The following is a 15,814-nucleotide window of genomic DNA, read 5'->3' as shown; positions in this document are numbered from 1 at the left end:
TGGATAAGTTTGTTTCACATTTATTGATATTCGCTGCTAGTTCATTTCGTTTGCTATTAATAATTCGATTCCATTTTCAGCTATTATTTTTTTCCATTCGTTTGGGCAACTATCATCCGTGATAATCTTAGTTGCATCTGTTAAAGAGCACATATTAGCAAAAGTAGTTTTCCCAAACTTGGTATGATCCGCCAAAATGATTACCTCTTCCGCACGTTCCATCATTTTTCGAGAGATACTAGATCCGCTGATATCATAATCAGTGATTCCATTAACCGTTGAAATTCCTCCCGCACAAATAAAAGCTTTATTTGCTTGGAGCAGCTCTAGCATTCTTTCTGAAAGAGGACCACTCATGTATTTCTGATTTCTTTCAATTTCACCGCCAATAAAAACAATACGGCCTTTAAATGCATCCATAGCACCAAGCATGACCGGAACAGAATGAGTAATCAAAGTGACCTCATTTTTGTCCGCTAAGTATGGAATCATATCTAATGGAGTGGTTCCATTTCCAATCATAATAATGTCACCATCTTCGACAAGGCTTGCTGCTGCCTTACAAATTGCTTGTTTCTCTTTTTTATTAATCATTGTTTTTTCATCAAATGGTAATTCCCAGTTATGAATCTTCGTTTTTACGGCTCCCCCATATACCTTTTTCAGATAACCTTCCTTTTCAAGCCGGTCTAAATCACGGCGAATCGTTTCATCTGAAACCTGAAGGATAGTAGCCAACAGCCGTACCTGAACTTTCTCTTCTTTTTCTAAAGATTCCATTATGGTTGTTTTGCGTTCTTCAAAGGATAAAGACATATATGCTGCCACCTGCTTAGCAAAGAATGGGAACCTTTTTTAGATGTTAGTTAATTTTCCGGTAAAATTTGTCCGCCATCAACAATAATTGATTGACCCGTGATAAACCCTGCTTCCTTTGTGGCCAAGAAAAGGGCAGCATGACCGATATCTTCAACAGTGCCTAACTTTTTCATCGGAATAGCAGATGCCATTTCTTTCAAATAATCGTCTCCTAATCCTTCCAACCCTTCTGTCAGAACATTTCCCGGTAACACTGCATTCACAGTAATGTGTTCACCAGCCAATTCCAATGCTGCTGTCCGCATAAAACCTAGTTGTGCGGCCTTACTCGCTGCATAGTGCGACCAGCCGGGGTAACCAGTAACGGGACCAGTAATCGATGAGGTTATTACAATGCGTCCATATTCCGCTTGCTTTAAGTAAGGGATACATGCCTGTACAGCATGGAAAGTACCTTTCGCGTTTGTATTCATCACTTTATCCCAGTCTTCATTTGTCATGTCCTCAAGGGATGCTGAAGGAAATATCCCAGCATTTGCACATAACACATCAATGCTACCAAATTTTTCATTGACCTCTATTGCCATCGCTTTCATCGATACACGATCTTGAACATCCGCTGAAAAGGCAGCTACCTTTCCATTTTCACCATTCAATTGGGCTGCACAGGCCTCTGCAGCTTCTAGATTCCGTGCCACCACAGCTACATTCGCGCCATGATTTGCAAATACTCGAGCAATTCCTTTTCCTATCCCTTTACTGCCACCGGTAACGATTACAGTCTTATTCTTAAATGAACTAAACATATGAACAGCTCCTCACATTTTAAATGGGCTTATTTTAAAAACAACAAAATACAAATAAAATTTGAATGAAGTTGTGGGATGTACTGTGAATTGTTGTGAATTTCAGTTGATAGTAATGTGTATGTTTGTTTAGGACTGAATATTCAGTGGGTTTAATGGATTATTATAGATAAATAGAAAACTGCCAGGAAAAATACATCCTGGCAGTTTTTTATTCGGCAAATTTTAAAAAAGATTACCCACTACGAAAACGACCGCAATCACAATAATTGCAGTCGCTGATTTATTCATGAAATCCTGGATTTGCTTCCCATTCCTCACGCAAAAGCCCCATCCTAATAGAATCATAGTATTCTCCGTTGAAGTACCTGCATTTTCGAAGCCGAGCCTCCATTGTCATTCCAAGCTTTTCACCCACCTTTATCATCCGCTCGTTCCTTGACCAAGTTGTATAGCCGACACGGACCAAAGGCAATGTATTAAATAAATGATTGATCCACAGTCGGAGAACCTTTGTACCATAGCCGCCGCTCCAATAGGCAGGAGTATAAATCGCGATTCCCATTTCGAGCCAGTTTGAAGGTTTATGCTCCCAGTAATAGCTAACTGTACCGACAACCTCACCCTTCACAACAATTGCCCAGCGATCTTCTCGGTTTATCCATTTTTCTTTTTGACCTATGTATTCGTCAAAAGATATACGCTTATGTTCAAAATAGGGGGCGTCCCACTTTTTCCATTCAGGGGATACGTCTTGATAAATAAGCTGCCAAAGAACTGGTAAATCTCCCTCTATTATTGGGCGTATCAATAAATCAGCATCTTGATAAAACACCAAATCGCCTCCATGTATGGCAAAATTCAATATATACCATTGTTATAAATCGCTATTTAACAAAATCATCTTACCTTTATTTTAACATAGACTTCTGTATTGCTTTGAAAAATTGTCATAATTTTCACAGGCTTATGACTGGAAAGGTGAATAATATTTTGTGAGCCAATAAAGTACAAAGGCACCATCCAGAAAATTGGAGGTGCCTGGCACTTTATTGTTGGTTGAGACAATGGACCTGCCCCTTAGTAACTCTGCTTCCTAGAGTTTTCACTTAATTAGCTATTTTCCCTTTATTCACCCGATCAATAAGATTCGCATTTGGTTTCCGCATCATATAAATCGCAATCAGCAAAATAAACCAAACGGGAGTTACAAACAAGGCAACACGGGTGTCTTCCGCAAGAGCAAGTACGACAAGAACGAACGCTAGAAAAGCAAGGATTAAGTAATTGGAAAATGGATAGAACGGCAATTTAAATTTGTTCACTTTCGCTAGATTGGGTCTAGTTTTGCGGTATTTCAAATGGCTGATGACCGTAATTCCCCAAATAAAGATGAAACATACTGTTGAAATACTTGTAATCAGTGTAAATACTCCTTCTGGCATAACATAGTTCAAAATAACGGCAATAAGAATGACGAGAGTCGAAAAGAACAAGGCATTGGAAGGTACTTTACGGGCATTAAGCTTAGCAAATGGTACCGGTGCATTTTTATCTTTGGAAAGTGAATATACCATCCGGCTTGTACTGAATATGGCGCTGTTACATGCCGACGCTGCAGATGTTAAGACGACAAAATTGACGATACCAGCAGCTACTGCGATACCAACCGCCACGAAAACTTGGACGAATGGGCTTTTCGCTGGGTTGATAGCGTTCCATGGATAAATACTCATAATGACGATAAGGGCGCCAATATAGAAAATTATAATCCGTATAGGAATATTATTGATAGCTTTTGGGATAACCTTTTCAGGGTCTTCTGTTTCACCTGCAGTTAGTCCTACAAGTTCGATGCCAACAAACGCAAACACTACCATCTGGAATGAGAGAATAAAGCCATTTATGCCATTCGGGAACATACCGCCATGGCCCCATATATTCGTAAAACTGGCTGAGCCTGAATTTGTGGAAAGGCCTTTAATAATCATGAAAATTCCGATAACAATTAATGCTAGAATCGCAATGACTTTAATTAATGCGAACCAGAATTCCATTTCGCCAAAAAGTTTTACAGTTGCAAGGTTCATGATTAGCAAAATAACAAGGGCAATTAAACCAGGCATCCACTGTGGTACATCAGGAAGCCAATACTGAGTATAGAGACCAACGGCTGTTAAATCAGCCATAGCGATTGAAATCCAGCAAAACCAGTAAGTCCAGCCTGTGATAAATGCTGCCATATTACCTAAATAGTATCTTACAAAGTCAACAAAAGAATGATATTTCAAATTGGATAAAAGCAGTTCTCCAAGTGCGCGCATGATTAAAAAGCAAATTACCCCTGTAATCAAGTAAGCAAATAAAATCGATGGACCTGCTAAATGAATAGATTTCCCTGCTCCAAGAAATAACCCCGTTCCGATTGCCCCGCCAATAGCGATTAGTTGTACGTGCCTGTTTTTTAGACCTCTCGACAATTTTTGTTCCTGCATCTGATTTCCGTCTCCCTACTTTCCCGAATTTTGTAATATTTTGATAGCATTGAATAATTTAATAATAAAGGAAAATCAGATAATTGCAAACTGATTAGCGAAAGTTAGGGAAACGAAACGAGAGGACAGGTTCCTTACCACAGAAAATCTAATTTAAACAAATGAAGGGAGGGACACTTACCTGTCCCCCCCCGTCCCTACTAAAAAAGTTTAAACAGCAATAAATAAGACCCCAGCTGCCACTGAGGTCTTATCTCTAAATTGTAAATTATAAATCTGAAATCATTCCGCCATCAACCACGAATTGTGCTCCAGTTGAATAACTAGAATCATCAGAAGCAAGGTAAATAACTAAATTAGATACCTCATATACCTCTGCTCGTCTTCTTAACGGGATGTCCTGTTCTAGTTGTTTCAAATATTCAGCAACATCTCCTTGTTCCGCCATTGGTGTTTTTATAATTCCTGGGTGAACAGAGTTAACACGAATATTGTATTGCCCAAGTTCAGTAGCAGCACCTTTTGTCATACCCGTAACAGCATGTTTGGATGCACTATAAGCAATGGCTGTTGGAGCACTCACTAACCCATCCACTGATGAAATATTTACGATAGATCCTACTCCTGCCTGTTTCATAGAAGGAACGACGGTCTTCATCCCTAAAAATACACCTAATTCATCTACTTCAAATGTTAATCTGAAGTCTTTTTCAGTTAGTTCTTCTAGCGGTTTGAAAATACCCACCCCCGCGTTATTTACTAAAACTGTAATCGGACCAAACTTTTCTTCCGTTTTTTCGACAACTTCCTTCCAGTTATCAGCGTTTGAAACATCCAGTTTTAACGCAATAGCATTCTCACCAATTTCATCTGCTAATTGTTGGGCCGCATCAATATTGACATCTGTTACAGCTACTTTTGCCCCTTCTTCCACAAATTTACGGGCATGCATAGCTCCCATACCTTGTGCAGCGCCTGTTATAATAGCTACTTTTCCATCCAATTTACCCATTTTTGACTTTCTCCCTTCAACATTTCATCACATTATATTATTTGCCATTAATTGAAAAATAATAATATAATTTGAAATCGAGAATTTAGAATTAAAGATTCTTACCACGTATTTATATTAATTCTAATTTAATATTTTGTCAAAAAAGTTGATTTTCCTAACAGCAATACAACTTTAAAAACAGACGCTTCAAAGTCATCTGATAAGAAGTGTTGACGATTTATCGGAATTTTTATAGAATTTTCTTACAATAGTTAAGAGGTGGGGGCTGTACCATGGAAGAATCGGTATCAAGATTATTTACGGAAGAGCTTTTACAAAAAGCTTTATCATTATATACGGCAACAGAACAAGAACCAAAAAAGCTTGGAGATTTCGAGAATTACGCATTTGAGGTCTATCGAAATGGCGTCCCTTTTGTCTTACGTTTAACTCACAGCTCCCATCGATCAAAGGATCAAATTGAATCGGAATTGGATTGGCTAAACTTTTTATCTGATCAAAAGATAAATGTGTGCCGTGCACTTCCATCGATTAATGGAAATTATGTGGAAGCACTTATTTCAGAAGACACATTCTTTTTTGCCTGCCTGTTTAAAAAGGCTCATGGAAAAAATGTTCGAACGGAAGATTTCAACGATACCTTGTTTTACCAATGGGGAAAGTTAGTTGGGAAAATGAATCATGCTACAAAAAACTATCAAAAACCAGATAGTATCACCAAACGGCCTGAATGGGACGAGGACGATTTAAATTTAATTGAAAAATTTGCTCCTACTAATGAAAAAGAAGTAATCGAAAAAGGAAAAGCATTACTACAACAAATTCAGCAGCTTGATAAAGATCCTAATACTTATGGATTAATCCATTCTGATATACATTCAGGAAATTTCTTTGTTGAAAATGGCAAAATTGAGGTATTTGATTTCGACGATTGCTCTTATCATTGGTTTGCCAGCGATATTGCGATACCGATTTATTATGCTGTTTGGTTTAATACGGCTCTTGAAAGTAAGGAAGATCGATCGGAATTCGCCCAAAACTTTGCTAGACAATTTTTAATAGGATATTACGAGGAGAATTATATTGACTCCTATTGGATTAAACAGATACCATTATTCTTCAAACTTCGTGATCTAACTTTATATTCTGTCTTCCATAAAAAAGAAGATTTATCAAAGGCTAGTGAGCGATTACAAAAATTAGTAAGTGATATTAAAAATCGAATCCTTTTGGATGAAGCGATTGTCGATATAGATTTTGAATTGATTTTAAAAGAAATTGAATAAGTTAATAAATAGATTGTAATGGGACTTCAAAAATAGAAGTCCCTGCTTTTTTTATCCAAAAAATCATAGAATTAAATTTGAAAAACTTTTTCTCAGTCAATAACTCTTACTACCTCATTTCCACATTTATGACATTTACCTTGAAGCAGAATTCCATTGGATGATTCTTTGACAATACAATTTTCAATTTTTACAACATCCCGACAAGAACCACACCAAACATTTCGTTCAAGTTTTCTCCGTACCTCTTCAGGTAGAGAAAGCCATTTTTTATTTGCTGAAAATGAAATTACTTCTTGATTCAGTTTTAGATTCTGGGTATCTTCTATATTCTCCAATACATCAATAACTTCTTGGATTCTTATTCTAAGCTTTTTGTATTCAATCCCTTGCCATGCTTTCAAGATTGTAATCAACTCTTTATGACTTGAGTCCGCAATCTTGTCCAATAATAGAAGGATCATGCCACGGTTACGATCTTTTAGTGATTCGACAAATTCATACTGACCATTCTCAGCTGCAAAGATTAGCTTATCCAATAATTCATTAGCATAGGTCTCCCGTTCAATCTCCCAGCCTTTTTCAGTGTATACCAGTAGCGGAAGTCTGTAATTATATTCAATCGCTAAATAATGATGAAGAATCATCCAGTCTATTTTTGCGAGGATTTCTTTTTGCGAACTATCTTTAAATGCCCCATATACGGGGCTGTAATCCAATTCTAGATCCAATAGCTTTTTTTCTTTCGATCCAGCAAGAATCTTGGCAAGCATGGCGCGGCCGCCACTCATGATCAAATCCTCAGCACCTCGCAAGATTATTTTGATTTCATCCATTGGCAAAGACTTAATCCCGTTTGCATTAAGCTCATATGGAACACGGTTTACCTTTTTCCCCATTATAATACCTCATTTATAAATACAATTCATACTACCATACTCTATTACAATTATAGCCATCGATATATTTTTTAAAAAGGTAAAAGTCCTAACCACCGGTGAACTAAACCCATTGGGTGTTAGGTACTATAATCTTGTATTCATTATGTTCAACAGTGGTGTAACAACTTTCGAATGAACCGAATCCCTCTTTTTTGAAATAGCACTATACTTCAATAGCGTCAGGCATCTTATTTTAAGTTTACATAATATATTTATGTTAAATTAATCTATATATCACTTTGTAATAATTGGCAAAGGTTCTTTAAGGTGAAAAGTCTAGCCGTAATGAGGAATAATTCGTTGTAGTTATTGTTTACATATTCATCGATTATGTTGATGCCCTGCCGAAATTGGTCAACTAAATAATAAGTGTACTTTTCATTCCAAGAAAACTGATTTACTCTGAAGAGCTCATCTGCTATTATTTGAAACTTAAACTCTTCCATCCAGAGTTTTATTTGATATATTCTATCTTTATTTGCATAAAGGCTGTTTTTAGTTTGATAGCTTCTTTGGACATATTGAATAAAATCATTTATTTGTTCAGCCAGCATATTTGCTTTTCTCATTTTGAAGCTTATAATCCTCACTCCTTTATGTCCAAATCGAATACCCTACTAAGATATGTATATGTTTTGGGATTGTATTTAACACCGAATTATTGCCGGTATAACTCTTGCCAAAATCCTTTCACCTCAACACGACGTGGAAATTCAGGAGTCTAGATTCTTTTTGTGACCTCATCTCTAATTGATTCCACTACTTCTTCTGGTACATATGCTGGAAATGAGGTAACATCCTCAAAAACCCAGGAATTGATGATTTCAAGGTCTGCTTTTTTAAATGTCATACTATATGTTTTATGATTGTATTTAAATTCAGCAGTCACATATTCATCTACAGCAAAATCGTCATCAATAATCATGTTAGTTATTTTTAATTGCTCCATCGAAGTCATCACCTTTTTCATATTAACTCTTTATATAGTTAGCCTAAAATTAATGTTTATTCACTTTCATTCTCCGCCCTGACCTTGTCTCCTAGTTAGAGCTGCACCCAAAATTGAGCATACAAAATGATCTGTGTGGTCCCCGTGCTTTACCCTTTGATCAATCCTACTGAGAAAATAGGACCACCAATGTCTAAAGTTCCTGGATTTCATCCTATTCCATCACGTGTATCTATTTGTTTTTCAATTATATTTCCATTAGTTGGGCATACTTTTTTTGAGGTTGCTATTCATTTTTTAGGGGATACGTCATTGGCATCCATGCAATAAGCAATTTTACTATTCAAAAATTTCCACATTTGAACTAATTCACAAAATGATTCGATGGAAAACGCCAATATGTTTATCGATAAAATTAAGTGGGGGGAAATTAATTGAAGTGCCCGCAATGTGTTTATACAAATCCGGATGGAGTAAAGTTCTGCATTAGCTGCGGTGAAACGTTTGTTAAGAATAACATGGAAGAGGATGAAAACAGCTTTTTTTATGAGTTTGCCCATTATGTAGATATGGTCCCGAGAATTGAACGATCGATTGAACCAAAATTTCAAAACGTATTTTCCCGTGTTTTCCGAAATCATAGCGAATTAGAGGCGGAGCGGCTATTTATCGTAGGGACGGCGCTTACGACACCTAAAATTTCGGAAGTAACGGATACATGGCCCAAGCCTTGGCTATTTGCAAGGATGTTTATCGTTGCGCTTCTAGCATTCGCAGGATTTTACATAGGCGTTGACTATTTTGGAAATGTGAACTTTATCCCAGGGCTTATCATTGTTGGGGCATTTGCGGTCCCGTTGACAACATTAATCTTCTTCTGGGAGATGAATGCCCCGCAAAATATAGCCATTTACCGGATTATATATGTTGTGTTGATTGGCGGGATTCTCTCCATGTTAGTTGCGCTTGTGTTTTTTGATATTTTGAAAAATATAATCAATCCGATTACGATTGGAATTGCCGAGGAGCTGGCCAAAGCAATCACGGTCATTAGTTTTGTTCGCTACCGAAAATACAGGTACATTCTTAATGGACTGCTCATTGGGGCAGCCGTTGGAGCTGGATTTGCTGCATTTGAAACGGCAGGATATGCCCTTAGGTCGCTCATGTCCGGGGATGCCCAAAATCTTTATACCACAATCCTTTGGCGCGGGCTTTTAGCCCCGGGCGGGCATGTTGCCTGGGCCGCTCTTACAGGGGCCGCGTTTTGCCGGGTACAAGGGGACCATCCCTTTAAGCTGAATACGTTGGTTAAATATAAATTTTTACGGGTCTTTTTCTTAGTCGTGTTGATGCATGCTCTATGGGATACTCCTATTACCGGTATGTTTCCCTTTGGACAGGCCTTTTTGATAATTGCTTCGTGGATAGTCGTTTTTCTGCTGATCCGCGCTGGTCTTAAGGAGATAGGTGAAAAAAAGGTGATGGATTAGGGGAACAAGGAGGAGGTTTCTTCTTCGTTGTTTCATACTCTGCAAAATAAAGTGCCAGGACCAAAATAGAATGGACCTGGCACTTTATTTCTCTTTATCTATGGATATATCTTAGATTCACTCATTTATTTTAATCAACAAATACGCCCCAACCGTCAGAATAACCACCGTGTGATTTACTTAAGCTATCTAATTTATTCTGAATTTTAATTAATTCATTGTAATTTAAAAGCATTCTTTTAGAGCAGCAACAGGCCCACTCTTCTGTTTCGTCGTCTTCCTCTAGGAAACAATTGAATCCTTCTCCTTTTAGTACTTGCAATAATTTTTCACCTGTTGCTTTATCGGGCAAGGCAACAAAAAAGTCCACTGATTGTTGTTTTTTAAAATCTAGTCCATCTTTATATAAACTACGTAATGCATCCCCATCAGCATCATTTGGAAATTTCAATCGTTTCTCCTCCGTATTCTGTACATTCAATGTTGTTATTATAATTCATTTCGTTCCTTTAGAACAACACTGATGCAGCCAAAATATTTTAAATACAATCAACAATTGGGCGCAGTTTTTGCCAAGTAATACGCACATTATACTTACAACATCATTTTTTTACTTTTATCTTCTCTGATATGACCGTCCAGTACTTTGGATCTTCTAAGCCGAGTCGCCAAATCCCGATTCCTTGTAAGTTATACTTTTCCACCAAGTTTAGCTTAGTCCGGAGACTTTTGCTATTTTCAAACCAGACCTGGTGGCTATGTTTTTTTTCATCTACATAACCGAAATAAGGTGTTTGCGAACGGGTATCCCACAAAACGTCAGCTTTATATTTTGTTATATGCCCCTTTAATAGTGCATATGAGCTATAAACGGCTTTGTTCGCTGTTGTGTCCCAGTCCCACCCATAACCAGCGATACCGAGAATAATTTTGGACGGTGGTACTCCTTTATTCAAAGCATAACGAATCGTTGTTTCTGTCCAATCCAACGATGCTGTTGAGCCGGGTGTTGTTTTTGCGTTGTGTTCATCGTAAGTCATGATCATTAACCCATCTGCAAATTGACCAAGCTTTGCATAATCAAACCACGGTGACCACGGATTCGCCCGCGAATCACCTGTGTTTGCTGGGACTGAAACGGTTACTGCTTTCCCATCACGATGCAGCACATCACACAATTTTTTAATCATCATACTAAAGGAATCCCGGTCATTCAAATTCAAATTTTCCATGTCTATATTAATACCGTCATATCCGAACTGATTTATTTCATTTCGTAAATTCTGAATGAAAACATTGCGGTTAATATCGTTATTGATGACATTACTCGCCACTTGTTTGCCCTTTTCCAGGGTTTCATAAAAAAGGTTGTGGACAACTAAATATACCTTCACATGATTATCATGAGCGCTCTTGATAACCATTCTCTTATGATCTGCTGTAACGGAATCTATAAGACTGCCTGGACGCTTATCATCAAGCTTGTACCAAAATGGCGCAATGCTGCTTAAATTCGTGAATTGCGAATTAACAGTAGGTTGCGACCCTGGAAAACTTCCTTCCTTCTCTGTGTAAAAGCCTAATACTTCTCGTGGAGCTTTATTTTCTGGGCTAACCTCTTTTCTTTTTGAAGGATTACAGGATGATAAAATGACCAAGGTTAAAGAAATTATAGTGAATACCCGATAACAATTTCGCGGCATCTATTACACCTACTTCTCTAATTTGTTTATTTCTTAAGTTGGTGAGAAAAATTGTAATTTATTCACGGCATAATATCTTTATATCGAAATGTTTCTATTTAATGCGAAGAAATTAGACTTTTTAATTGCTCCATTAAAGTTTCATTTTGTTAGAGTTAGTTAGTAATCCGCCATATTTGAATAAAAGTTGGTGTAAAGGGTAGATTACCTCTATAAACATTAATGAGGTGATGGAAATGTCTAATATGATGAAACAAGAAGAAATGGAAACATTAAGAGAGTTAATCAAAGACGTAGACACGGCCATGCTGACTACGGTAACTGAAGAAGGGCTTGTTTCTCGTCCTATGAAAACACAAGAAGTAGAGTTTGATGGTGACTTATGGTTTTTCACTAAAAAAGAGACTAATAAATATGAAGAAATTTTACATGATCAAGATGTTAATGTGGCTTATGCAGGTAAATCCTATGTTTCCGTCCGTGGAAGGGCAGAAATTGTTGATGATTTAGACAAGAAAAAGGAATTGTGGACCAAAGTATATGAGAAAATTATGCAAACTTCTTATGATGATCCTAACGTTATCTTGATAAAGGTAAAAGCGGAAGCAGCCGAATATTGGGAAACCGGTAATTTTAAGAAGAAAATTGCCTTTCTCTATAAACGCATGACAGGACAAAGTTCTAAATCGACAGATGTTAATGAAACGGTTGAATTAAATAAATAACAGCAAAAAGGGTTGTCAGGTTATAGGACAATCCTTTTTGCTATGTTAAGTTATGTGCATAATTACTTGCACATGGTGTCAGTTCCAGCAATTCAATTCTTTATTAATTATCTGAGTGTGAATATTGCTTTTGACCAAGAAACTAATTGATCTAACATTTGATTTACTAAATCTTCTTGAACTGCTTTTGGTTTGAAATCTGGACCGTTTCCGAAGTCTGTAAATAATGATTATGCAGGATGAACACGATCATCTGCTAACTTTACATTTTATGAATAGTGGTTACCTTTTTTCAACTCTTCCATCCGCATGACGTGCGAATCTTCCTGACTCACGCTTATTTACAGGATCTGGACGGTCCCATGGCCAGCCTCCAAATTTTGTATTTTGATACTCCCTGAATGCATCACGAATTTCCTGCTCAGTATTCATTACAAACGGTCCATAGGATACGACAGGTTCTTGTATCGGCTCACCCTCTAGGAGCAGCATATAGCTATCAGATGATCCATTTGTAATCGTGATTGCCTGATCACCAGCAAGCTTTACACGATGGTACGTTTCAATCGCTGTTTCGTCTATATTTAGTTTATCTCCCTGATAATAGTATATATTTCTCGTCATTGTCGCTGAAACTGACGGCAGGGTGTAGACTGCTTCCGGCTCCATATGAATAAGGTAGATTCCCACATGATGATTTTTATCGTTTGCCCAAGAAGCAGAGTTTGGTTCTAAACTAGACTTGCCCATCACACTTCCGGCAATTAGTCTTACGGTCGTTTTCTGTCCATTAGCAGCCGCTGATTGTGCTTCCGGTACATCTTCAGCCCATAACATTTTATATTCAGGATCAGCGAATTTATCTTTTGCGGGTAGATTCAGCCATATCTGAAAGAATTCAAGTGGATTGCCTTTGTCCTGATGGACGAGAGGAAACATTTCAGTATGCTGTGCACCCTTACCTGCTGTCATCCACTGAACATCTCCATTCCCGAATCGTCCTACGGACCCATATGAATCAAAATGATCAATAAGACCTTCAAGAACGACGGTTACCGTTTCAAAACCTCTGTGGGGATGTACAGGAAATCCCGGAACGGTTTTACCATGATACATTCTAAAACCATCACGTAACGTAAAATCCTCGCCAAGATTTCTGCCTTCCAATGAAACGTTAGGACCCTGCTGGTCATTTCCTGAAGGATACGCATCTTTATGATGTACTGTCATCAGGAACGGATCTTCTGTCTCCCACGGAAATCCTAATTTTTGTATTTTCATGATTTTGTTATTCACTTCTATTTCTCTCCTTTAATAGCTACCCTGATGTGGATTTATTTCAATTTACTAGTCAAGTGATGAATAAAAAATTAATAACATAGCATTTTACCACAAGTAAAAGGGTTCTTAATTTACTAATTTATTTTCGGTTCGTTACTATCACTTTACTCCTCAAGTAAAAAAAATGCAATAAAAATATCTCGAATTAAGAGTATTTTTTTGCATTTCTTAATTTCATGCTGAAATATTCTTCTCCTTTAAATATTAGATAGCTTTGTTCAGACATTGCTTGCGCAATTTATTTACTTCTGTAAATTGCTTTTCATTTAACTTGAGTGAGTTTTAAAGCACTTGTATTTTTTTCTTGGTCTCTCAGATTTAAGAGAAGATGTACAGATTTGTGCAATATCGTTAAGTTTCCGAAAATCGGTGCCTGCCCCCGCAGCGTTAAAGCGTTAATTCGACAGGGGTCAGGCGCCATAATTCCTGCTTCGCCGTACAAGACGGAAGAAAGTTAATTAAATTTATATAACAAGTTAGCTGCCACCGAATGCAATGATAATCCCAATAATTTACTTCAAATCTTCAATGGAATCAATATCCATATACGTTGGTACAACCAGTCCATTCTTGGTTCCATGGAGGTTGGTTCCTAAATCAACAAGATCGTTCTTATATTGCTTATAAAATTCGTTATGGGTACTAGGCAGCCAGGCGGCCACCATACCGTCCACACTCCCGTTGGCCACACCGGCAAACATAGGACCGACCTCCACTTGGCTTAATTTCACATCATAGCCATTCTGCTCTAGAACCTTAGCAATAACATTTGTACTTGCGATTTCGGTATCCCAAGCGACATAGACAAGATTGATTTTTTTCCCATTGCCTGCATCGGCACCCTTTGTCCATTGCGCCACTTTGTCCCCGTTAGCCTTAATCCATTTATCCGCTGCTTCAGCTGGGTCCATCCTATCTTTAATATCCACCATCACTTTTTCAATATCAGCGGGTTTCCAGTTAAATTGATCGAGGATGGTATATGCACCTGGAGCATCCTGTTCCAGACCTTTTCTTACAATCGTATGAATATCTTCAACCTCACCAAAGGATTTCTTTGGGTCTTTCAGAAATTTAAGATCGTAAGTCGAGAACATCCAATGCGGTGCCCAACCGGTGATTATTATGGGTTTCTTATGGTCATATGCTTTCTTCAATTCAGCTGTCATGGCGGCAGATGAACCTTCCGCCAGCTGCCAATCATTCAGCTGATACTCTTTGATAGCTTGATTCGCTTGTGCCATAATTCCTGCACCAGGTTCAATCCCGATAATTTTATAATCCGTTTGGGCACCAATGCTGTTACCATCCTTATTTTTAGCCGTTTCTTTTGTAATTCCTGTCACAATCGCTGTCACGATAACCAGAACAGCTAAGATGGAAAAGACAATTTTTTTCTTGATCACATTCTCATAGGCCGGTTTTCGTAAGTTTTGCGAAATCCGATCGAGGATAACAGCGATGAATACAATCGATAATCCTGCTTCAAAGCCTCGTCCTACGTCAATTTGGCTGACTGCCCGGTAAACATCTGCCCCAAGCCCCGGTGCACCAACTAATGAAGCCGTCACCACCATCGAAAGCGCCAGCATAATACTTTGGTTGACCCCGGCCATAATCGTTGGTGTGGCGATTGGTAATTGAACCTTAAATAATTTTTGGCTGTTGCTGGAACCAAAAGCATCGGCTGCTTCAATTAAATCCTTCGGAACTTCCTTAATGCCCAGATTCGTCATTCGGATTGTTGGCGCAATCGCAAAAATAAACGAGGCAATAATTCCCGGTACTACTCCGATTCCAAAAAATAAAATTGATGGAATTAAATAGACAAACGCCGGCATGGTCTGCATAAAGTCCAAAATCGGCGTTACGATTCGATGCACCGTTTTTCGTTGTGCACTCCAGATTCCAACTGGGATCCCAATGATGATGGTGAGTAATCCTGATAATAAAACAATCGCAATGGTTTGAATACTGGAATCCCAATAGCCGAGATTATCGATCAAGAGTAAACTGATAAGCGTAAAAATTCCTAACGGCCATCTGCTGGTATAGGCAACTAACAATGTTAAAACGGCGATTAAGATGATTGGCGGGCCAACACTTAATACGTCCACAATAATATTTAATAGGGACTCGATAACGGTGGTTAAAAAGGCGAACAATCCGGCAAAGGCAATGGTTACCCATTTGACAAGTACATCTACCCAATTTCCTAAAGGGATTTTCGGTACATTCATC

15 protein-coding genes are annotated in these 15,814 nt (G+C 38.0%); 3 read left to right on the top strand and 12 right to left on the bottom strand.

Annotated features, from left to right (window positions below):
* Positions 1–36: 36 nt before the first annotated feature.
* The 5 genes from AA980_RS21070 to AA980_RS21050 form a co-directional block, all read right to left on the bottom strand.
* The gene (locus tag AA980_RS21070; protein ID WP_024028096.1) at positions 37–816 is read right to left on the bottom strand and encodes a DeoR/GlpR family DNA-binding transcription regulator; all 780 of its coding nucleotides are present in this window, start codon (positions 814–816) and stop codon (positions 37–39) included.
* Positions 817–866: 50 nt separating this feature from the next.
* Positions 867–1,625 carry a 3-oxoacyl-ACP reductase FabG gene (fabG, locus tag AA980_RS21065; protein WP_024028097.1) on the bottom strand — a complete coding sequence of 253 codons (759 nt, stop codon included), beginning with the start codon at positions 1,623–1,625 and terminating at the stop codon, positions 867–869.
* Positions 1,626–1,908: 283 nt separating this feature from the next.
* Positions 1,909–2,460: a GNAT family N-acetyltransferase gene (locus AA980_RS21060; RefSeq protein WP_024028098.1), complete on the bottom strand. Its 552-nt coding sequence runs from the start codon at positions 2,458–2,460 to the stop codon at positions 1,909–1,911.
* 274 nt (positions 2,461–2,734) lie between these two features.
* Complete coding sequence (locus AA980_RS21055; protein WP_024028099.1) at positions 2,735–4,120, bottom strand: amino acid permease; 1,386 nt, start codon at positions 4,118–4,120, stop codon at positions 2,735–2,737.
* A 268-nt stretch (positions 4,121–4,388) separates the two neighbouring features.
* Complete coding sequence (locus AA980_RS21050; RefSeq protein ID WP_024028100.1) at positions 4,389–5,132, bottom strand: SDR family NAD(P)-dependent oxidoreductase; 744 nt, start codon at positions 5,130–5,132, stop codon at positions 4,389–4,391.
* 275 nt (positions 5,133–5,407) lie between these two features.
* On the opposite strand from AA980_RS21050, the gene AA980_RS21045 reads away from it, so the two are divergent.
* Complete coding sequence (locus AA980_RS21045) at positions 5,408–6,421, top strand: phosphotransferase enzyme family protein (RefSeq protein ID WP_024028101.1); 1,014 nt, start codon at positions 5,408–5,410, stop codon at positions 6,419–6,421.
* Between the two features lie 92 nt (positions 6,422–6,513).
* Here AA980_RS21045 and AA980_RS21040 read toward each other — a convergent pair whose 3' ends face one another.
* The 3 genes from AA980_RS21040 to AA980_RS21030 all read right to left on the bottom strand — a co-directional run bounded on the left by AA980_RS21040 (position 6,514) and on the right by AA980_RS21030 (position 8,332).
* Positions 6,514–7,320, bottom strand: a complete 807-nt coding sequence (locus tag AA980_RS21040; RefSeq protein WP_024028102.1) for an RQC domain-containing protein — start codon at positions 7,318–7,320, stop codon at positions 6,514–6,516.
* A gap of 269 nt (positions 7,321–7,589) precedes the next feature.
* Positions 7,590–7,931, bottom strand: coding sequence for a hypothetical protein (locus AA980_RS21035; protein WP_024028103.1), 342 nt, complete (start codon positions 7,929–7,931; stop codon positions 7,590–7,592).
* Between the two features lie 152 nt (positions 7,932–8,083).
* Positions 8,084–8,332, bottom strand: coding sequence for a hypothetical protein (locus AA980_RS21030; protein ID WP_235815136.1), 249 nt, complete (start codon positions 8,330–8,332; stop codon positions 8,084–8,086).
* Between the two features lie 413 nt (positions 8,333–8,745).
* On the opposite strand from AA980_RS21030, the gene AA980_RS21025 reads away from it, so the two are divergent.
* A complete protein-coding gene (locus tag AA980_RS21025) occupies positions 8,746–9,804 on the top strand; it encodes a PrsW family intramembrane metalloprotease (protein WP_024028105.1) in 1,059 nt (352 codons plus the stop codon).
* A 130-nt stretch (positions 9,805–9,934) separates the two neighbouring features.
* Here AA980_RS21025 and AA980_RS21020 read toward each other — a convergent pair whose 3' ends face one another.
* Together AA980_RS21020 and AA980_RS21015 are read right to left on the bottom strand one after the other, a co-directional pair.
* Positions 9,935–10,255, bottom strand: coding sequence for a ribonuclease E inhibitor RraB (locus tag AA980_RS21020; protein WP_024028106.1), 321 nt, complete (start codon positions 10,253–10,255; stop codon positions 9,935–9,937).
* A 151-nt stretch (positions 10,256–10,406) separates the two neighbouring features.
* On the bottom strand, positions 10,407–11,507 hold the full coding sequence (locus AA980_RS21015) for a glycosyl hydrolase family 18 protein (protein WP_024028107.1): 1,101 nt from the start codon (positions 11,505–11,507) through the stop codon (positions 10,407–10,409).
* 236 nt (positions 11,508–11,743) lie between these two features.
* Here AA980_RS21015 and AA980_RS21010 point away from each other — a divergent pair, with 236 nt between their 5' ends.
* A complete protein-coding gene (locus AA980_RS21010; protein ID WP_024028108.1) occupies positions 11,744–12,232 on the top strand; it encodes a pyridoxamine 5'-phosphate oxidase family protein in 489 nt (162 codons plus the stop codon).
* Positions 12,233–12,514: 282 nt separating this feature from the next.
* On the opposite strand, the gene AA980_RS21005 is transcribed toward AA980_RS21010, so the two are convergent.
* Both AA980_RS21005 and AA980_RS21000 read right to left on the bottom strand, forming a co-directional pair.
* Positions 12,515–13,528, bottom strand: coding sequence for a pirin family protein (locus AA980_RS21005; RefSeq protein WP_024028109.1), 1,014 nt, complete (start codon positions 13,526–13,528; stop codon positions 12,515–12,517).
* A 557-nt stretch (positions 13,529–14,085) separates the two neighbouring features.
* Entirely contained in the window at positions 14,086–15,813 is a 1,728-nt protein-coding gene (locus AA980_RS21000; RefSeq protein ID WP_024028110.1) for a glycine betaine ABC transporter substrate-binding protein, read from the bottom strand.
* Position 15,814: the final 1 nt, after the last annotated feature.

The sequence above is a fragment of the Neobacillus vireti genome, from assembly GCF_001026695.1.
Lineage (GTDB): Bacteria > Bacillota > Bacilli > Bacillales > Cytobacillaceae > Neobacillus > Neobacillus vireti.
The sequence above is the reverse complement of the archived record's forward strand: the minus strand, read 5'-3'. Positions and strand labels throughout refer to the sequence as shown.